This window comes from Chryseobacterium sp. UNC8MFCol, assembly GCF_000482305.1.
Lineage (GTDB): Bacteria > Bacteroidota > Bacteroidia > Flavobacteriales > Weeksellaceae > Chryseobacterium > Chryseobacterium indologenes.
The window spans coordinates 175,061-194,807 of the sequence record NZ_KI535291.1; the positions used below are offsets into that span (position 1 = coordinate 175,061).

23 protein-coding genes are annotated in these 19,747 nt (G+C 39.1%); 10 read left to right on the top strand and 13 right to left on the bottom strand.

The window, feature by feature from the left end; all coding sequences use genetic code 11:
• Nucleotides 1-65: 65 nt before the first annotated feature.
• The 13 genes from M030_RS0118535 to M030_RS0118590 form a co-directional block, all read right to left on the bottom strand.
• Nucleotides 66-878, bottom strand: a complete 813-nt coding sequence (locus tag M030_RS0118535; RefSeq protein ID WP_027374863.1) for a PRTRC system ThiF family protein — start codon at nucleotides 876-878, stop codon at nucleotides 66-68.
• Entirely contained in the window at nucleotides 875-1,582 is a 708-nt protein-coding gene (locus tag M030_RS0118540; RefSeq protein WP_027374864.1) for a PRTRC system protein B, read from the bottom strand. Before M030_RS0118540 ends, M030_RS0118535 begins: the two co-directional genes overlap by 4 nt.
• 11 nt (nucleotides 1,583-1,593) lie before the next feature.
• Complete coding sequence (locus tag M030_RS0118545) at nucleotides 1,594-2,754, bottom strand: hypothetical protein (RefSeq protein WP_155860283.1); 1,161 nt, start codon at nucleotides 2,752-2,754, stop codon at nucleotides 1,594-1,596.
• 17 nt (nucleotides 2,755-2,771) lie between these two features.
• Nucleotides 2,772-2,990 (bottom strand): PRTRC system protein C, encoded by a 219-nt coding sequence (locus tag M030_RS0118550; RefSeq protein ID WP_027374866.1) that lies wholly within the window; start codon nucleotides 2,988-2,990, stop codon nucleotides 2,772-2,774.
• Nucleotides 2,991-3,001: 11 nt separating this feature from the next.
• Nucleotides 3,002-3,556: a PRTRC system protein E gene (locus M030_RS0118555; protein WP_027374867.1), complete on the bottom strand. Its 555-nt coding sequence runs from the start codon at nucleotides 3,554-3,556 to the stop codon at nucleotides 3,002-3,004.
• Nucleotides 3,543-3,911, bottom strand: a complete 369-nt coding sequence (locus M030_RS0118560; protein ID WP_027374868.1) for a hypothetical protein — start codon at nucleotides 3,909-3,911, stop codon at nucleotides 3,543-3,545. Before M030_RS0118560 ends, M030_RS0118555 begins: the two co-directional genes overlap by 14 nt.
• 3 nt (nucleotides 3,912-3,914) lie before the next feature.
• Entirely contained in the window at nucleotides 3,915-4,124 is a 210-nt protein-coding gene (locus tag M030_RS0118565; RefSeq protein WP_027374869.1) for a hypothetical protein, read from the bottom strand.
• Nucleotides 4,117-4,464, bottom strand: a complete 348-nt coding sequence (locus tag M030_RS0118570) for a hypothetical protein (protein WP_027374870.1) — start codon at nucleotides 4,462-4,464, stop codon at nucleotides 4,117-4,119. Before M030_RS0118570 ends, M030_RS0118565 begins: the two co-directional genes overlap by 8 nt.
• Nucleotides 4,465-4,469: 5 nt before the next feature.
• On the bottom strand, nucleotides 4,470-4,799 hold the full coding sequence (locus M030_RS0118575) for a hypothetical protein (RefSeq protein ID WP_155860284.1): 330 nt from the start codon (nucleotides 4,797-4,799) through the stop codon (nucleotides 4,470-4,472).
• Between the two features lie 113 nt (nucleotides 4,800-4,912).
• Entirely contained in the window at nucleotides 4,913-5,323 is a 411-nt protein-coding gene (locus tag M030_RS0118580; RefSeq protein ID WP_027374872.1) for a hypothetical protein, read from the bottom strand.
• Between the two features lie 222 nt (nucleotides 5,324-5,545).
• Nucleotides 5,546-5,728 carry a hypothetical protein gene (locus tag M030_RS25640; RefSeq protein WP_155860285.1) on the bottom strand — a complete coding sequence of 61 codons (183 nt, stop codon included), beginning with the start codon at nucleotides 5,726-5,728 and terminating at the stop codon, nucleotides 5,546-5,548.
• Between the two features lie 77 nt (nucleotides 5,729-5,805).
• Nucleotides 5,806-6,879 carry a DUF932 domain-containing protein gene (locus tag M030_RS0118585; RefSeq protein ID WP_027374873.1) on the bottom strand — a complete coding sequence of 358 codons (1,074 nt, stop codon included), beginning with the start codon at nucleotides 6,877-6,879 and terminating at the stop codon, nucleotides 5,806-5,808.
• Nucleotides 6,880-6,929: 50 nt separating this feature from the next.
• Nucleotides 6,930-7,325, bottom strand: a complete 396-nt coding sequence (locus M030_RS0118590; protein WP_027374874.1) for a single-stranded DNA-binding protein — start codon at nucleotides 7,323-7,325, stop codon at nucleotides 6,930-6,932.
• An 883-nt stretch (nucleotides 7,326-8,208) separates the two neighbouring features.
• Between M030_RS0118590 and M030_RS0118605 the strand changes: the two genes are divergently transcribed.
• The 10 genes from M030_RS0118605 (at nucleotide 8,209) to M030_RS0118650 (ending at nucleotide 19,527) form a co-directional block, all read left to right on the top strand.
• The gene (locus M030_RS0118605; RefSeq protein ID WP_027374876.1) at nucleotides 8,209-8,997 is read left to right on the top strand and encodes a phospholipase D-like domain-containing protein; all 789 of its coding nucleotides are present in this window, start codon (nucleotides 8,209-8,211) and stop codon (nucleotides 8,995-8,997) included.
• Between the two features lie 179 nt (nucleotides 8,998-9,176).
• Entirely contained in the window at nucleotides 9,177-9,953 is a 777-nt protein-coding gene (locus M030_RS0118610; protein ID WP_155860286.1) for a hypothetical protein, read from the top strand.
• 507 nt (nucleotides 9,954-10,460) lie between these two features.
• Complete coding sequence (locus M030_RS0118615; RefSeq protein WP_027374878.1) at nucleotides 10,461-10,739, top strand: hypothetical protein; 279 nt, start codon at nucleotides 10,461-10,463, stop codon at nucleotides 10,737-10,739.
• Nucleotides 10,740-10,852: 113 nt separating this feature from the next.
• Nucleotides 10,853-11,158: a hypothetical protein gene (locus tag M030_RS0118620; protein ID WP_027374879.1), complete on the top strand. Its 306-nt coding sequence runs from the start codon at nucleotides 10,853-10,855 to the stop codon at nucleotides 11,156-11,158.
• Between the two features lie 16 nt (nucleotides 11,159-11,174).
• Entirely contained in the window at nucleotides 11,175-11,438 is a 264-nt protein-coding gene (locus M030_RS0118625) for a hypothetical protein (RefSeq protein WP_027374880.1), read from the top strand.
• Entirely contained in the window at nucleotides 11,429-12,211 is a 783-nt protein-coding gene (locus M030_RS25060; RefSeq protein ID WP_027374881.1) for a GLPGLI family protein, read from the top strand. Before M030_RS0118625 ends, M030_RS25060 begins: the two co-directional genes overlap by 10 nt.
• Complete coding sequence (locus M030_RS0118635) at nucleotides 12,211-14,862, top strand: TonB-dependent receptor (protein ID WP_027374882.1); 2,652 nt, start codon at nucleotides 12,211-12,213, stop codon at nucleotides 14,860-14,862. Before M030_RS25060 ends, M030_RS0118635 begins: the two co-directional genes overlap by 1 nt.
• Nucleotides 14,863-14,930: 68 nt before the next feature.
• Nucleotides 14,931-15,422: a hypothetical protein gene (locus tag M030_RS0118640; RefSeq protein ID WP_155860287.1), complete on the top strand. Its 492-nt coding sequence runs from the start codon at nucleotides 14,931-14,933 to the stop codon at nucleotides 15,420-15,422.
• A gap of 568 nt (nucleotides 15,423-15,990) precedes the next feature.
• Nucleotides 15,991-16,452, top strand: coding sequence for a hypothetical protein (locus M030_RS0118645; protein WP_027374884.1), 462 nt, complete (start codon nucleotides 15,991-15,993; stop codon nucleotides 16,450-16,452).
• A 204-nt stretch (nucleotides 16,453-16,656) separates the two neighbouring features.
• A complete protein-coding gene (locus M030_RS0118650; RefSeq protein WP_027374885.1) occupies nucleotides 16,657-19,527 on the top strand; it encodes a DUF3696 domain-containing protein in 2,871 nt (956 codons plus the stop codon).
• The last annotated feature ends 220 nt before the right edge of the window (nucleotides 19,528-19,747 follow it).

The following is a 19,747-nucleotide window of genomic DNA, read 5'->3' on the forward strand; positions in this document are numbered from 1 at the left end:
GGAGAAAGCCGTTGCAGCCGATTTTTGCGCCAAAAGCCAACGGCTTTTGGCCGCCGGCAGTTTTTTCAACTGCCGACTGCGATAGGTTGAGATTTAAAATTTTGGAGATTCAGAAAAAAGCCCCGATTTTCTGTCATTCCATTTTTCAGCAGGTTCCAAAGAAGGGAGGCCCCCAATTGTGCAATGGTACTGTTAATGAAAAGATCCTGTCTGGCTAGTGATTCAGCAAGTGAACAGCTTGGCGTATCATCATTTTGCTCGGAGTTTCGCATAACTTCGCCATACTCCTCAATGATTGACGGCAGTTTTTCAAAAGTCTTAAATTTTTTTGAGGTCGGTTGTTCTATCTTTCCGATCGTGGACAATAATCCCTGTCCTGAAAATCTGGTATTGCCCATGTCTAACCAATAACGTCCTTTGTCCCTGTGAAAACCATATTCTTTACCGAGACTGTTAAGTATTTCAGCAATTTCGATCCGTGAAGTAACGGTATCTGTACAGGATATGTAAATCGATGCCCCTGCGCCTATTGGCAGATTGCCATTATCTTCACGCTGGAATTTTCTTGTTTCTGCTTTCCAGTTTGTACCTGCCCATCGGTTGAGACGGTTGATGATCGCCTGAGATTTATAAAGGTCTTTTTCAGATTCTGCAAAGCGTTGCCTTCCGATATTGGAAGCAGTAATAATATCATCATCCCACAGATGTACATCCAAACCAGGGTGGTCAAGTTCTAGTAAACTATGATTGATTTCCATCAGGGCGGTCATAAATTTTGAACCTGTGCCACCTGCACCGATGACATGGACACGTATCGGATTTGTGGGGCTTAACAGGTAATTGTCCAAAAAATGGATATTTGTTTTCGCTTTTCTCATAACAAAATGTCTTTAAGTTTTTTAGCTGTTTTTACGAGCTTGTCATTCGGAAAATTTTTTCCAGTACCTACAAGATTTTCCCACAGTATCACGCAGTTCCCGTTAACAGGATTATGGTCAGACATTAGATGGGAAAAGTAACTGTTGAAAAAGTAATTCTCCCACAGGGTCATCAGCTCATTGACTGATCCTGTTTCAGTGGTGGCAATATCTACCGTACCCATGCAAACCGATCCATTTTCATAGACATTAAAAAATGGGGCATAATAGAGGGGGGTGTTCAGCATGGGTTTTCTGTTTGTTGAAAGGGCATACAGATGTAGTGTCTGTCGGTCTGCGATCCATATCAAGGGAGGAATATGCGCTTTACCTGACTTTATACCGAGGTTCTTATCAAAGAAAAGTTCCCGAAATCCTGCTTTTGTAAACCAGACTATTGTAGATGATGTTGCATCAAAGGAGAGCAGGTTGCTTTGCAGGATGCCGTCCGATTTTAGGAGGTTCAGATTTTCCTCATTGACCTGCAATGCCGTGGAAAGCCTTTGACCTTCCATCACTGAAAGGGGATGCGGATTTACAGGCACGCCATTTTCCATATCAAAGTATTCGACATAAGATTCATTATATCCGCTATTACCCTGAAAAAATACCAGTGCGCATATTGGCTCAAAATAGGTTCCAAAACTGTTTGTAATATCTTCCATGATTTCAATTGTTAAAAATTATGTTCCTGCCAAAGTCTGATAAGGCTGTCGATGGAATCAAAAACCTTGTTTTCAAAATTGAAGTTGTTGTTTTCAATTTTTCTGTTGTCGAAGGGTAAAAATCGTGTTGGTTCATCTACTTCGGAACATTCCTGCAGGTCATTGTTTACGAAGTCGCAGAGTGTTTCAAATAGATTTCCTGTGATAGATGCGCAGAATGAAACATAGTTGTCCATTGTGATGGGACGGTCATATTCATCGGTTATTTCCCTGTATCGCAAGGGGAAGTATTTGCGGTCAATACGTACATTTGGATAGGTCTGATAAATTTCATAGAAAGAACTGGCAATCCGAAGGACATCGCTCTCAAAATTATTTTTTGGTTTAAAGGTGGTAAGGAGTTTCTGAAAAGACAGCAGATGCTTTTTATCTGTAATTAACTCTTTGATAAAATCTCCGATCAGCTCGGCATCACTGAACTCCAATGAACTTTCATCGTTAAACTCGTCCTCCTCATCCTCTTCGGCATAGGAGTTTTCAAGCATGTCATACATCGAGTGCAGATAGCTGTCTTCATTTCTATAATAGGGTACAGCAAGCACCTGATAGATGTAAGCATAAACCGAGATCAATAATTTACTGGATTTTACTGTCTTTCTTTTATGTAAGATCGTATAAAGTGGAATCACAGGGATATAGTATAATGTGGAACCTGTGTTATATCTGTCTTCCCGAGCAAAAAATGTACTTGTTCCATCGTTGACCAACCTAATTTCTTTCCAGTCGTTGGTATGGATTTTAAGTTGCTCTTTAAAATGTTTGAGCGACTCAGAAACGTTGTACGGAAACGGAAGGCTTTTACAATCCTGTACCGAAATATTCAGTTTTTTGGAGATCATGGAGAGGGACTGATAAAATTCCCTCTCCAATTTGGTACTGTGGTGTTTTTCTCCAATTTCAGGCTCCTGCAACCTAGAATAGAATTGCACTTTCAAAAAGGCATTGGTAACATCGCAGGTGGTACGGACTGCCGTCTGTCCCTGCGGAGTTCGCCTGCATCTTTTGGACGTTTCATCCATTTCGTGAACTCGCCCAATTGGCGGTGCAGTTGTGACTGGCTTTCGAGAGTAGGAAGTTTTACCGTCTGCGGATATTTTTGTTGCATGGTTCATGGGTTTTGAATTTTGGATTAACCTTTTGTTCCGATTACCGTCTCGAAGCGATATTCTACGATATCGTCAACGATTGTCGGACGTGAAATTTTCGCTGTTGTCAGGGCAGGGTAGTTGCTCGAATAAAAATTGAGTACCGCCTGTAGATTCCATTTCGGTTCAGGATCATCAAGCCTGATCTCCTGTTCTTTTTCTTTGAGGATAAATACCCGCTGAAGTGTTGTTGCTACTAACATAATATTGTATTTTAAGGGTTAAACTCCTGTTGTTCGGGCTTTTCTGCTTTTGGCTCCGAAGCTGACCAGAGATCGGGGACAAACTGTTTTTCGTAGCTGTCCTGTTTTTTTCTGATTTCTTCTTTATGCTCAGGATAGTCCGCGACTTTTGGCAGAGCAGACCAAGCTTCCTTGTATTTGCCTGCATTAGCGAGGGCATCGGCTTTTTGGACTGCTTCGCCGTATTTTTTGCCCTTAGCCTTTTCTTTGTCTGATTTCTGTTTTTCCATTGCGGAACTCGCCTGAGCCGTCTCCAGACCTTTAAGAAAGTTCTGCATATTTGAAATCAGTCCGTCTGCCATCTGAACAGGTTTTTTGATGTGTTCAAAGAACCCACTGTCCAGTTCTTCGGGGCTTCCTTTCAGGTTAAAAGGGGGAATGATATTCTTCGCTTTGTCCCCGCAACTGTCGTTTTCAATCAAGATAGATACGAGTATCGTGCTTTCTGTTGCCTTTGTAATGGATAGCGTCAATTTGCTGTTAATGTCCATCTTCGCAATCTGTCTGAAAAAATTAGCTGTTTCCATAATAGTTCATTGCTTTATCGCTTACGCATTCTGTGATATAGGATTCTGAAAAGCCCTGTTCCCGCAGGTAATTTTCATAGGCTTTCATTTCCCTTTTAAATTGTGCTGCACCTTCCTCGCCTGTTAGAAATAGTTTATGTGCCGTTCCATTTTTAAGTGCCTTTTGAATATCCCGATATAGTTCTTTGATATGCCTGCGCTGATCGGAAAGTTTACGCACTTCCATTGCGAACATCTGATACCGTGAAAGAATATCCAAGAAGGTAAATGCTTCGGTAATGTTCTGATTTTTGTAATTTTCGACAAACCTGTTATAGAGCCAGTCTGCGAACTTATATTTAGCCAGTGTTTCCATTTTTTAAAGTTTTATGAGATTGTTTTTTAAATTCCTGTCGTAGTTCATGCGGAAGCCGTTGTCATGGATTATTTTTTCAAGGCATTCCCTGACCATGTGCAGTCGTTTCCGGTCTTCTTGGCGAATGTTCAGAACGTGAAGAAGTCCGAACTGCATCAGCATTTCAGCAATAGTCTGTAATGCTTTCGGTTCAGTATCAGTTTGATTATCCATGATCTTTGGCATTTAGATTTTCTACGTAGCTTGTATAGCGTTGCGTTATTTCTTTCCCTTTTCTGAACTTCTCCGAAGTGTAATTAAAATGTTCCTCAAACATGGTTACCTCTTTATCTACCAAATTGATATAATAGCGGTAATCTGCATTAGCACGTCTCTCGTCCATTGTACAGTGTCTTTTAAGCAGTTCAATTTCGCTATGACTGTTGTTAAAGCTGAGCAGGGGAATGAATAATTGCTCTACGATGTAGCCCTGTTCGGGTGCGCTCGAGCTATCGGCAACACAGATAATCTGCTGGCCGTTGGATAAGGTGATATGTAAGTTTGATCGTGTCATGATGTTTAATTTTTGGAGGTTAGTATTTCCTGTATCAGTCTGAGGTCGAAATCAACCGTCCTGAATTTCATGTCCTCAAATGCTTCATAATTTGCCATCCCGTTCGGATGTACGCGAAGGCTGTCACTTTTGATGCAATCAAAATGTCTGCATAGCTGTTCTATTTCGCATTCCTGAGCTTCCAAGAAAGCAATTTCATTTCCATCGAGCCACTGCTCGTAGAATGGTATTTTTGCTGTCCTGCACAGCAGGAAAGAAATGCCGTGATCTTTTCGGGCGATGTAGCCCGAAAAGGATTCCACGTTCAGCAGTTCGAGCAGGTCTGTTGTCTCCACTGACTTTTGTAGCCAGTCCCCCCAAAGGGGGATAATGGCTACCTCGTGATTATTCCGCCCTTTCTCGCTGAATGCTTTTAAAAGCATGACATCCGTCATTTTAGCTGATTTTTTCATGGCGAAGTATTGAAGTTGATTATAATAAGTTTCCTTGTTCCAAACAGCATGTATATAGCATACTTTAATTCACTGCTACATTCTTTCTTCTCGGTGTAATGCAGGATAGCGTGTAAAGTAAACAGGGAATCGTAGCCGTCAAATAATTGATCCCTAAACGTTTTTTTATTTCTGTACAGTCTTGTACCGTTCCTTTTGTAGCTGTTCTGAAAATTTGCTATAAACCTAAACCAGAGGTCAGCATCTATATTTTTTTCTGTCCACTGCGCATAGACCTGCTCCCGATTTTCCGTGAATAGATCGGCTTCCTTTTTCATGAACTCGGTCAGCCCTTGCAGTTCATCGGGAAATAGGTTTGCGAGTAAATACGCCCTCTCCAAATTGTTCATCTGCTGTAAGTTTTTCATTTTTTTAAATTTTAAGGTTTCTTTTTAAAGTCGATGGTGACCACCTTGTCGTCCCCGAAATAGAGTTCTATTGCCAGTCTCAGCATGGGTGGTAAGTCCTGCGAACCTGCCAGTCTGATCAGGCAGTGGATACCAAAAACGCAGTTGTCCTGATAGAAAAATTGGTCTGCAAAAATCCTCGGGTTTCTGTAAAGTAGAACACCGAATTTTTCGATTGTCTGCTCAGCGTTTTCTACAAGCCTGTACCAATAATCTGCACTTGCAACGCAATTGGGTGGCCACGCTTTTCTGATATCCTGCTCTTTCCCGCAGGTGTGCTATTTCAGTTTTTATAAAGTCGGTCAAAGTTCCAAAGTGATCGGGGAAAAGCCTTGCTACCGCAAACGCCCTTTCCGTGTTGTTCATTTCTGTTAATGCTTTCATGATCGAGTGTTTTAAGTAGGTGGCAGTTTTTTTCAATTCTGCCACCTGTTAAGATTTGCTTAATTCAACTGAAATATGTCCGTTCCTATCTTCTCAAATGAAGTGCAGAGGTCAAACGCCTTCTGTGATTTGAGCTGTGCAGTACCACCAAGTACAATGCTCTGTAATTTCGCTTCTCCATCCTTGTAATTGCGGACATTCTGAAAATAGCCAGTGACGGCATTGTATGCTCCGAACAGCGTTCCTTTGGTCGTTTCCAGTTGCTGTGTGTCGTTCATCATGGCATAGGCGAAGGCATCATCCACGGTATTTTTAAACATTGTTGAGAGTTCGTCCTCCGCACCTTTTTTGAGCAGGTTATATGATTCCTTGTTCGGGCATAAGGCGAGCTGTATCAGTTTTCTGACCTCGCTGTCCTTTACTTTGATCGTTGACCAATAGTTGAAAATACCGTCCATCTGCGTGGTCATATTATTCGCCAGTCCCATGACTTTATGTGCATCATTGAGCCGTTGTTTAGCCCCTGCGGTATGTTTGATGCGTACAACGTTGCTCATATTTCTCAGGGAAGCGTTCAGGGTGTTCTGACAGACGATACGGATAGGAGTGAAGGCAGCCGTTATGCTTCCGCTTCCGTCATGGCTTGTGGTCAGGAAGATGTATTTTTCAATGACATCGTCTGAATTTCCTATGCGGATATAGTTAGGAAGTTTTGCGGTAATGAATATGCGTTCGCCCTGTCCGAGTGCCCCTGCGGTTTCGTACAGTATTCCACTGCCACCACCTACGATAGAATCAAAAAATGAAAAGGCATCTTTATTCTGAACGATGTGGTAGTCTCTACCAACTACACCGAGTACGGTATTGTTATCCGTGCGGATATTGGCAAAATAGTTTGGCACTTCAATTTCAGTGTCCTGTATAACGATGCCGTCAGAAATTTCCACTATGCCCGAACCTTTGGTATAAAGAGGGCTTTTTTGCACCTCGTAGTCCAGTCCTGCGTGTCTGATTGCTTCGGCACTGGTCGGGTAGTCCTGCACGATCTGCCCCAAGCCGTGCCAAGCCTTTTCCTTAACACTGAAAAAGGAATATCTGCCTGTTCTATTGTTGAAATTTAAATTATGTCCCATGATTTCTATTTATTACAGGGTTAAAATGATTTGATTTTGCGCTGTCCTGCTTAGAATGGGAGGTCGTCTTTTTCGTCCTCTTTGGCAGTGTTAACAGGTTCCTGTTTTCTACTAGCTTGTACGGAATCTTTTTCCGATGCTGTACCCCATGCGGGTTTAATATAGGAGGTTGTGAAGTTCAGCCCTGCTTTTAGGTTGCCGTCCTTTCCAGTCCACGCCCTTGCACTGATCTGCCCCGTTAGTTCGACATATAGCCCCTGTTTGAGCCAAGAAACTGGCTTTGCGCTTCGCCAGTAGGCACATTCGATAAATGCGGTATTGTCCACCCATTCCCCTTGTCTGTTTTTGTAGCCCTCATTTACCGCTACACTGAAGTTTACCACTTCCTTACCTGTTGTTGTTTTACTGACCGTTGCATCTTGTGTCAGTCTTCCTGAAATGTTCATAACTTTTTGTTTTAGTTGTTCTACAATCCTGTTAAGTTTTTCATTCTTCCTGTCGTGCTGAGCCTCGGCCCCGAAGCATTTTTTTCAAAAGAAAAAACAGGAAAAAAAAGAAAGTCAATCAGTAAATCGGGCAATTGCTGTAAGGCAAAAGGAAACGGAATAAAGGATGGGATAGGGGGGCGGCACGTGTTTATGCCGTAGTCTTTTGCGGAATGTGGGTTGGCTGCACGATGTACCTTTGAATGTCTTTTTCGACTGTTCTTTTGATAAAAAGTGATTTCCAAATCTTTGTACAACCAATAGATTCTCAAGCGTTTTTAAAGGCAGTGTTATTTCATAGGTAATTGAAAGGTATTTGCCCGTGGGACCGGATATGGATAGCTTTCGATTTGCTATGATGGGAGGCATAAAAAGCTCTTTTTTGCTTAAGGTTTGCGATGGAGGAAATGTGCTTTGCCGTGAATGGCAAGAACCTTAAGGTTTATCTGAAAACAGCGATTAAAAAAAATGATTTCGCGTGAGGGATTGACGTGGAAAGCCCGCAGGAACGAGGACTTGTAGCACAAAGCCCGTTGCTTTAAGGTACACGCCAGCAAAACAGATAAAGCAGCTCCCCCTATTCTTCAGATGATGTAATAGCTATTTGATATACTCAGTATGATTTCTAGTGCGAGGCCCATTTAGAAATTTTTTAGGATAGCACTGGTAAAGTTAGTTGGATCTGTATCCGACTTGTGAATGGAAGCCCGGATTTTCTTTCATGTTTTAAAAATTTCGGGAATACAGATTTTAAAATAGTAAATTGTTATCTTGCATTATAAGCATAACTATTGCCGCAACGGCACAATAAAATATAGACCATCTTAAAATTATTTTGATTAAAATGAAAATTACACCATATGCCATAGATAAACTTACAGCATATATAATTGACGGCAAGAAAGGTAGAGAAATTGTCAGTCTCTTTAATAAATTTGGATTTAGAGATATTTATGATGAAATGGGACTGCCGGATATTGGAAAGCCCAATAATCAACGTCCGTCAAGGACAGAGTTTGCCAAGAAGAGGTTGGCGGAACTTAACGACAGTCAGTCATTAAGGGAACTGCTTAATGACTTTATAAAAAACAATACAGGTTTAATTCCAGAAATTCAAGAGATATTGCACCCTGAAAAATATGGGATCAGCGTTGTTAATGGGGAATATCATGTGCAGGGCGGCGTCGTTGTCAAAGCGCCGCCAGTTGTAAACCAAGCTCATTTCCAGGATATCCAAAATAGAATCCTGGATGCACTGGATAGTGCTGAAGTTTCGATCACACTTGTAATAGCTTGGTTTACAAATAAAGTGTTGTTTCAGAAAATTTTGGAAAAGCAGAAGCAGGGCGTAGAGGTTAAAATTGCCATTTATGATGATGGGATCAACAAAAAGCACGGTGTTAACATTGATCTTGTCCCAAATGTCAAGTTAAAGAGAGGGGTTAGAGGTGGATTGATGCACAATAAATTTTGTGTTATTGATAATCAAATAGTCATAACAGGATCTTACAACTGGTCTGATAATGCAGAATTTAAAAACGATGAAAACGTGACAGTTGAATATGATCCCAAGCAGGCAACGCGGTACTCTGTTGAATATAGAAGGCTAACAAAGTTAGAAGCAACAGAATAGTGTGAACGATAGCTCGATTTTAGCAAAGTGTTCATTACTCCAAGCACCGTCTTAAGAAATTATTGGAAGAGCAAGTGCGGAGGTTATCAGGGGGAATTCATGCTGTGCAAAAGAATGCAGGGATATGGGACGACCAATTTATCGTGATAAGTATTTATAGATATAGTAAAGAGGAATTTATGTTACGTTTTATTATTACTTGCATATTTTTTTCCCTTTTTCTCACAAACAAAGGGAACAATACTAATAAAATTTCTGCGCCGGATTCAACTTTAGTGAGAGGTATTGATAAAGATGCCATTCAAAAAATAATAACAGCACAGGATAGTATCATTGAGTTGCGAAAGAGATTGAGGCACGCTCTGGAAAGAGATGTAGAAAGACCTTTTATGTGGGATCTGTTTGTTTCATCTAATGATACCTTACTGCAATTTTATAAATATAAAGATCTGGTTATTGGAGACACATATTTTAAGGGCTTTTATATAAAAGTTAATTACGAGGATGGAGATTATCAGGCTGTTCTGCTCATTAATGACTTGTCGACTGCAGAATATAGTAGTTTGTTACTTTATGAAGCATTACATTCGGAAGAAACATATCAACGATACAGTGAGATCAACCAAAGCCTAATCACTACCCATTTTAAGACACCGGCAGCTAATAGAATTTTAAAGTATGAGGTTAAAGACGGTCTGTACCTTGATTACCTGAGCACACCGTCAGTTGATAAGAAATGGGGCGATTACCAGCTAAAGGGCTTATGCAAAAATCACTTAAAAAATGGCTATTGGATTGAAAAACGTTATGATATTACCCTCAACAGAAACATGATGGAGGACGGGTACTATATCAACGGCACGAGAACCGGGGAATGGAATTATTCAGAAAATGGCCCTGTTCAAATAATAAAAACGTATCGTGATGGCCAATGCATCTCAATAAAATACCCCTAAAATTTTTAGTTACCGATTATTCATGCCGATTTCTTAGCTGTCTGTTTCCACTGCAATGTCGATTTTCCTGCCTTTTCTTTTGAAAGTGCAGCACTGTGCTTATTCAGAATCAGCCCTAATTCGTAGGCCCATTTAATAAAAATTATTCGCTTTTTTAATTGTAAGCGCTAAGAGTGGAGACTCTCTATTTCAGAAGACAATGTTTTATTGAAAATTGTTTTATTGGGAACAATAATAGCTTGTATTTTATCCAAGACTAGTGAAGTAAGTATTTTATAAAAGGCCGTATCGGCGGTCTTTAGGAGAAAATATTACATAAAATATTAAATATAAGTTAAAAATATCATTTTTGTGTGATAAAAATTTATATATTTGACTACCATTAAATAACTAAAAACTTATGAAAAAACTCTTCCTGGGATTATCCCCGCTGTCAGGCACAATTTCGTACGTGCTTGCAAACACCATCAAGCTGTAACTAATCCAACCATAATTAAATTAAAATCTATGAAAAAATTCATTTTGACCGTGACCGTTTTAGGGTTTACTGGTTTATCTTATGCTTCTTCACCTATTGTAAAAAAAGTTATTGCTGAAAAGCGACTTGCCGGTTGCTTTACGCAGACAGTGACACAGTATGAAGATCTTCAGGGTAATTATGTAAGTTCTTCGGTGGGACCGAGAGTGTCAGTTGAATGCGCACAAGGGCAGTTGGAAGGCTCTACGCAAACAACCTATGTCCATCAGATCCATCCGCTCGCTGTCTATTGGCTAGGTTTTCCTTAACTGCTTAGATCAGTTATAAATCTGTAGGAAAAACAGGTTCAAAAAAGTAGAATCATTACTCACCTGAGTAAGGAATATGAATAATTACCAATAAACAACAAAAATTTTATCTTATGAAAAAACTCATTTTAGGTTTATTCCTAATTGCAGGATCATCATCGTTTGCTCTTGCCAACACCATTGAGATCGAAAAGGATCTTGATCAGGATCAGTGGTTCAAAGGAAACTGCTACGCCCAAGTTATTGTAAACGTTGAAAATACCTGCGGACAGTATCTGTATTCTTCGGCTAGTCCAAAATATACTGTCAATTGCCGACAGGGACAGGCGGAAGGTTCAACCTCCACGTATTACGAAGTTAGAACAGAAGGTGGATGGAACCCAGGTTCAGATCCTAACCAAGCAACAAGCTGTCCTTAATCTAAAATAAAAAAATATGAAAAGAATCATTTTAACAGCGACCGTTCTAGGTTTAAGTGGCTTAACTTATGCCGCTCCCGGAGTGAAAAAAGTTAACAAGAAGAAGCTTGTTGGCTGTTTCACGCAGACCATCACGCAATATGAGGATAAGCAAGGTAATTATGTTAGATCTGTAGCAGGTCCACGTGTTGCGGCACCCTGTGCTTCGGGACAGCTGGAAGGTTCAACTACAACCACTTATGTACATACACTAGATCCATACATTGACTTATGGCCTTAAAAAACGTATTAACTTTTTTATTGCTGGCCATTTTTGGATATGCTGGCGCTCAGGATAAAATTATCGTGGAGTACGATTATACTTTTGCGCATATGAGTAATTTAAAATCGTTTGTCATAAGTGATCAAAAAAACTCTTATTTTTTCTTTGCCAGCGATCCATCTGTCAGTTATAAAAAATTAATAGAAACTGACTTTACATCAATTAATCCGTATCATGTCTATGACTATGATTTTTCCAATGAAAATCTCTACCAGCGGGTGTACATGGTTCCGAAAAAGGAAAAACAGCCGCTCCCGAAATTAGCTTCCGAAAAGCTGAAGAACCTTGACTGGAAAATCACGAAGGAATCCAAGGATATTCTCGGTTACAAAGCCTTTCTGGCCATCGCTAAATTTAGGGGAAGAGAATATACGGTATGGTTCACCAAGGATCTAAATGTCGAAGTGTTTCCTTGGAAACTTAAGGGACTACCTGGTGTTATTCTGGAATTTCAGGATAAAGATGGTTTTATAAGGGGTACTGCAAAAACAATTTCATTAAATTCGCAGGATAAGTTTCCACCTAAAATTCTAGCAATTTTTGAGAAAAAAACGACTGACCCCATTATGCCGTTCAAAAAAATGATAGAATTGGAAAATGTTATCTTGCAGGACGATATGAACAAATCTATCGCTGCATTGCCAGCAGGAACCGAGTACGAAGTGCCCAACATCAGAGAGATGTCAATGGAAACCCACTTTGAATGGGAACCTGACACCAAGAAGCCTTAATGAAATATTTATGTTTATTATCCTTTATACTAATTCTTAAGATCTCCGCGCAAACGAAGATTGCAGGAACTGTACTTTCAGATAGTAAGCAGCCGCTTCTTAGAGCCAGTATCATTCTTACGGATACACATGATAATATCATAGCTTTCGTCTTTAGCAATAAGGACGGAAGCTTTTCGTTAAATACGGATCAATATGGCAGCTTTAACCTGCAGGTTACCGCGGCGGGGCATGAAAAGAAAAATATTCCGATCTCGTTCATCAAAAAGAACTCAGTTATCGATCTTAACGCTATCGAACTTAGCAGGGATAAAATCAAGGAAATCAAAGAAGTTGTTATTACCAGGAACACACCGGTCAGGCTAAAAAAAGATACGACTGAATTTAATGTGCTGAGTTTTTCCAACGGAACAGAACGTAATGTGGAAGAACTGCTAAAAAAACTTCCCGGCATCACGGTTGAAAGTGACGGAAAAATAAAATTCAGGAACAGGGAGGTTGAGCGGGTCATGATAGAAAATGATGACCTCTTTGAAAAAGGTTATCAGACCCTTACACAGAATATGCCTTCCAAACCCCTTGAAAAAGTTCAGGTGCTGGAGAACTACTCCAAGAATAAACTGCTAAAGAACATCGAAAATACAAACCGTATCGCCCTTAATCTTACACTAAAAGAAGATGCGAAGGGAAAATGGTTCGGGAATTTACTGCTTGCTTCGACAAGCTACAAAGAGGACATGAGACAGGGGAAGGTCAACGTGATGAATTTCACCAAGAGACGAAAGGTCTATTTTCTTCTTAATGCGAACAATCTCGGACTGAACGAAATGAAAGGCGTTGAATACCTGATAGATCCGGCTTCGGAGAATGAGGTTGAGAATGTGGGGACGAACGTGGGTATACTGTCGGTTGTGAATCTTCATCAAAAAAACAGCATCTTTCAGGATAAGCGTACCAACTTCAACAATGATAAGCTTGGTTCACTGAATTATATCTACAACTTCAAGAATGACTGGAAAATTAAATTCATCACTGTATTCAACGACATCGAGAACAGAAATTACATCTCCAGTTTTTACCGGTTCAACTATGCGGGACAAAATTTCGCAAACGTTGAGGATAAGACCTGGAAACAGAACAACACGAATCTGGTCGGAAAACTGGAAATTTCAAAGGAATTCAGGAATAATTCGAATTTTCAGTTTTACAGTAAAACATCATCCCTGAGAGAAAACAACGATAATATTTTTGTCTTCAATGAACAGCTGAATAAACAGATAGGAACCAACAGGCTGTTGTCTACTGAGAATAAATTCGTCTATACCAAGAAAATTGACTCTTCCAAAGCTGTAGTTGCTGTTGCAAGATATATTTTTCAGGATAGGCCTTATGATTTTACTGATGATAATGATGTATTCCAAAAAGTCACCGGTAATCCGGACGTCAGAAAATCCCGGCAGACCATAAGCTCAAAAATGAATTTTGGTGGAGTTAAGGTTTCCTACCTTAAAAAATATTCGGAAAAAGAATCGGTTGAGATTCAGGCAGGAAATGAATATCGGAGGAACCGGTTATCTTCGGATCTTTCACTTTTTGATGCGGACAACAATAAGGTTAATTACGATGACCGGACTTTTAGTAATGATGTGTCGCTTGAGCAGAATAACCTGTATGCGCAGGGAAAATACCTGCGGAAAAACAAGAAGTGGCGTTATGGCGCTACGATGCTGGGTCAGTTTATTTACTCTGATCTCAGAGACGAGAATACGGCAGGATTTCACCTGTTTCCGACCGTCAGTATCGGGTATGAAAACAGCAGGGCCGGAAATATCAGTTTAAGCGCATCCAGAAAATTTTCAACAGTAGGCATCAACGATGTCTATACTGGATACATTTATCAGGGAAACAGAAATTTTAACAAGAGTGAGGTAGGGTTTTCAATGCTACCAAGCTACAGTTTTAACTTGAGCTATAACGTTGGGCAGATCAGCTCGCAATATCTGTCCTTTAACGCTAATTTTTCAAAAAATGACAGCTACCTTTCAAATAATATGATCGTGAATCCAACTTTTACGTTCAGTCAGGCGATCCTGGTAAAAGATAACAGCACGTTTTCCGCTAACCTGGAACTTCGCAAATACCTGAATTTTATCAAGACCAGAATAAGTCTTTTAGGTTCTTATTCGGATTCGGAATATGAAAACAGCATCAATAGCGGGCCTCTGATCAAATCACGGTTTTCTAACCTCAAAACAGGTTTCGAGATGAAATCAGGTTTTATGGGATTTTTCAATTATGAACTCGGTTATGAGATCGCCTTCAATAAGATTGTCTCGGATGTAAACTCAAACAATTATCAGGATCAAAAAGCCTTCGCGAATGTATATTTTAGGGTAAGTCCAATGTTCAGGATCGAGTCGTCGATGGAATATTATAAATTTGGGAATACAGGTCAGGATCCAACTCATTTTTGGGATATCAAGCTTAACTACACGTGGAAAAAATACAATAGCGATATTTATCTGCAGGGGAATAATTTGCTGAATTCCAATAGCATAACTAAGTATTCTATCGATAATATCAGTGAGAGCCTGTACACGCAGAAGCTGATACCTTTCCATATCGTCTTGGGTATCAATAAGAATTTTTAACGCCGCCGGTCAAACGCTCGCTATCTGACGTACCGATCGCAAGAAAGTTTTTTGTATAAATATTTGTAATGGAAGTTCTATATGATATTCGCATAAGAGTTAGCATCAATGATATTGAGGCTGGATTGTTATACAAGTATTTGAAAATGCACCCGGTCGAAAGACGCTGCATTACGGAGGGTTATTTTGGTTATTCTTTTAAAGATTTCCCGCAAAAAAGAGAATTCGATTTAATGCTGAATTTAGAAAGAATTGATTGCTGTTTGAGGGTATTGGAGGATCAGGATCTGAATGATCCGCTGGAAAACCTGCTCAAACGAGACCTGCTTGAAAAAATTTATCAATGGGCAGATATTATCAATAAGGAGGAATACGCAATCGAAGATTTTCAGACCAATTATTATGTGATTTGTCTTGAAAAATACGGCAATGAAAATACCTACTTTAGTTTTGAAAATTATATAAAGCTCCGTAATATCACTGAATCACATCGAATTGTAGATTTAGAAAAACCAGCACGGTCTATTATCAAAAGGATCAGGCATTTTCTTAATATATAGATATTGCGCTAAGGTTCATCAATGAATCTCTAACCGCAGAATATACTGCAAATATTTTCACGGGCTTTTTTGGTGGAACGACGGGATTGGTTTTTGGTGCATTGTAATCGGCAAAATGGAAAGTATAGCACCAGTTACATAACAGACCATCTGACAGATCTTATTGATGAAGTCCAGGCGAATCGAGGTTTTGAGCATGTTTTGTATTTTTTTCAATACCATATTTATTAAGGATGTGAGTGAAATTGTTAAGACGAGCCTTCTAATAGTTTACTAAGCAAATTTTGGTTATTGCGTAATCCGTAAAACACGATAAAAAAATACGGAAATCACTTATTTACTTGATTGTAATAAATATAGATTTTCAGTTTTTTGACGAAGACACTTATGTCACCTTTTCGAGGTGCAATGCTGATTTCAATATGTACTGACAAAGGTCAGTGACCTCAGTATTTTGCTTATTTTTTTGAGTTTAGGGGCCAATCCCAGCAAGTATCACTTTCTTTATGTTTTAAGCAGATAAAAATGATTTTTTTTTTAAATTAGTGTCAGCTAATAACCTAAAAATATGAAAACAGTTAAAAAAGTGATAGGCATGTTCCTATTGTACCTAGTTGCATCAGCATGCACTAACAGCGCAAATTCCAAAATATTTTTTGAAAAAGACTTTGCCACAGGCCACGCGGACTGGAAAGTGGCAGGCGATACCATTACGGAACAGTTTGACCTTAAGTTACCCGACAGTAAGGAACCAATAAAGCTATTTTATCTTGTTGCAAAGGACCCAGGCGGATGTATGCGCATCAGTTATGCAAGGCTAGAGCGGGCAAACCTGGATTCTAAAATGACGGCGGACAGCGTGAGGGCTCAAGGTGTTCCCTGCGGAATGGACTGGGAATCTGCTGATTCCACACGGTATGAACAGATGGTGCTGACGGGCAGTTTTAGCAAGTTCAGCGGTATCAGAAAAAATGTGAAACAGGGTTCTTTTCTGATCCTTAAGGGGAATGGCACATTTACCGTTAATTAGATTCCTGACACTGTATAGCATTTAATTTTCAGTAAGTGCAGTTTGCGGAAACAAAGGAGTAGAAGTAGGTATCTTGAACCAGGTTATATATTGTGCTGCAAAGCATGGTATAATTCATCTCGAAGTGTGGTGTAGTGATTTTTTAATTAAAGTTACTTCAAAGACTCTTCAAATACATAATTTATAAAATATTAAACTATCATAATGCCAAATTTAGAGGGAATTGGCCTACAGAATTTTAGGACATTTAGCAAGAAGGAAAATCTTGAGTTTGGACCTATTACGATTATTACTGGGTCAAATAATGCTGGAAAAAGCTCTGTTTTTAAAGCAATTCAGTTCATGGTCCACAATTACAAAGACGGGATTGTTTCGCAACACCTGGATTTTAAGAATATGCAACATGAACTGGGAAATATGGAACGTATTTTTAACCGGGAAGCATTGCAGCATTATAAAGACTCGAATCAACAGAGCGAGCAAATGTACTCAAGGATTTCTAATTTCCATAAGAAGTATAGTTCACAAACCACGGAAAGGCCTATTTTTGAGGATGATTCAGATCTAGTATTTGCATTTCCGATTAAAATCGGCGGAAGTAGAGAAATAGATGCAATGCTTGAGATCAGGTATGGACTGAACCGCTTTATCTATAGAAAAGGTGCCATCGAAGAGGATGTGGTAAACCATGATATCAAAAGTATTGCGATTGTAAGGAAAGGTAAATATTTGCACTGGTCCAATGTGATTGCATTCAGATACGGTCATGAAGAAGCCGATTACTGGGAAATGTCCACAAGTATTGATCTGAAAGAAATCATCAGGCTCATCTTAAAGAATCCTTTAAAGGAGATGAAAAAATCAGAGCCGGATGAAGAGACTGTCGATATTTGCAGTATTAACCTTTTTAGTAGAATCGATAAATACAAATCCATTTCGCTTGAGAAAAACTTTTTTTCCTACGAGCGCGAGAGTTATAAAGACTTTCTTAAAAAAAGGGTAGCTGGAAAAAGCATATTTTCCAACTATTCGGGATTATCGGAGCACGAAAAGTCAAAACTGTCTGAAATAGAAGAGATGGTCACGACAGCACTTCTTAATGGAAAAGAAAACAATCATGAAAAGATCTTAAATTGTTTCCATGACAACTTTTCCCGAACGTATTATGGCGTCTGTAGAGACATTGTGATAGCCGAATCCAAGGAGGAGAGTGGCAGTAACGAAGCAAGCGTACAAAGTATTTTCGACTCGCCCTGGATTCAAACAACAGATAGTAGTGATATTTATTCAGATCTGTCGCAGGCCATAGAAAAAGATTTTACGGAAATTGTCAAGAAAAAGGTTGAGAGTTTAAATCGAATCCATTTTTTGCCAACTGCACGCGGAAGAAATAGGGCATGGTTTATAGACGAGCAGAATGGGGAAGACGTACAGATCGTAAGGGATTTCACATCTATCTATCTAGAAAGCTATCCACAAATACAGGATTTTGTCAATTTCTGGATCGGCAAGGGAGAATTTAAGGATAAAAATGGTGAAATCAAAAATAAAGGTTTCAATATAGGAAAAGAACTGTCAGTGGATAGGGATGAATCTATCGGTATGACCAAAATTTTCCTAATAAATTTTGACGGTACAAGGACAGCATTGGTCGATCTGGGATACGGTGTGTCACAACTTCTTCCTATCATACTGAAGATAGCTACGCTTGCCTTTATGTACCAAAGGAACCATGAATACGACTTTAATGGTAATGAAGGTTATTATGAAAAGGAAGCTACTTATTTTATGCCATCGACGCTTTTGATAGAAGAACCGGAGGCCAATCTTCATCCATCTTTACAGTCAAAAATGGCAGAGTTATTTATAGATGCCGCCAGCAGGTTCAATATCCAATTTCTCATTGAAACCCATAGTGAATATCTTATCTATAAATTCCAGGAATACATAGGCAACAAAGTAATTTCTCCCAGTGAGGTCAAGATGTATTATTTTAATCAGCCCCATGACGTTAAAGCAGGTTTCAAACAAAATTATATCAGTCACGTAAAGATTGAGAAAGATGGCAGTATAGACTATGAACAATATTTTGGCAAGGGATTCTTTGATGAGCAGAATAATCTAAAGCTAAGCTTGTTCAACATTCAAAGAAACCATTTTATTGAAGATTATGACGAAATAAAAGAAAAGCAAATAGCGTCCAAAACTGCTCTTGATAAAAAAAATAGAGAATTGGAACAGCTGCAGCATAAATTGGAAGGTGCATATTCTGATCATGCCAAGCTTAAAGAAGAAATCAATGAAGTCAAAAGGCAGAAAGATAAGATAGAATCTGAATTACAGCTAGGGTTAGAGCAACAGCAGCAAATGATTGATCGTTTCCTGGAAAAAACCGATTATTCAAAATACGTAGCAGAAGTAAAATTATTAGTTGATGAAAGCAAAATCGATAATAATAAAACGCTACAATATTTAGCAACAGGTAAATTCCTATTGATAACGTTAGACAATGACGCCGATTTTGCTCCTGTTATCATACAGTTTGGTCGTGCAGTGGAATTTGAAATGATCAAATGGATGGATGATTTCACGAACTATATCGACAGTTCGAACGTGACTATATGGTCAGAAGATGCGCACTATAAAGACAAAATTAATCACATTATTGATAATTTACCGCTACCTAGGGGAAATGGCAGTGGCACAATTCTAATTAATGGAAATAATGTAATGATCGATCACTTGAAGAATTATAGCAAAAATTCCACTACTGATTATAAGTTCGGGAATTTGACCCAAATCTTTGAATTACTACATAGCATATCGCCAACAAGCAATGCTATGTACAATTATAATTCTGTACCACTAGTATTGGAATTTTCCAATTTTCTAAGAAGTTTTTGGAGTGACTACAATAATGCAGAAAGCCTATTTGATACCTTTAGATATATAAAAGATCTCAGAAACTGTGCAGGTCATACCTATAATGACGCTGTGTGTACCCATGATGTGATCGATAGGTATACAGCTGAGGATTACATTGCGAAGGTCCTGGCGATATTCAAATATTTATGATCCGTTTTATCTTTTGATGATCTAACACACTTACCTAATTATTAGTCTCGGATGGGTCGGAAAGCACTTCGCCACCCATCCCTGACCTTTGTATAATACAGCTAAAGTTTTCAGAAATATTATTCCTAATGATTGTAGAATTAATTGTTGTGGATAAGCAAGGTATAGTGAAGAGCTATCCTGGATTATTTGAAGCAGTTGCGGAGAAATAAGACATAAA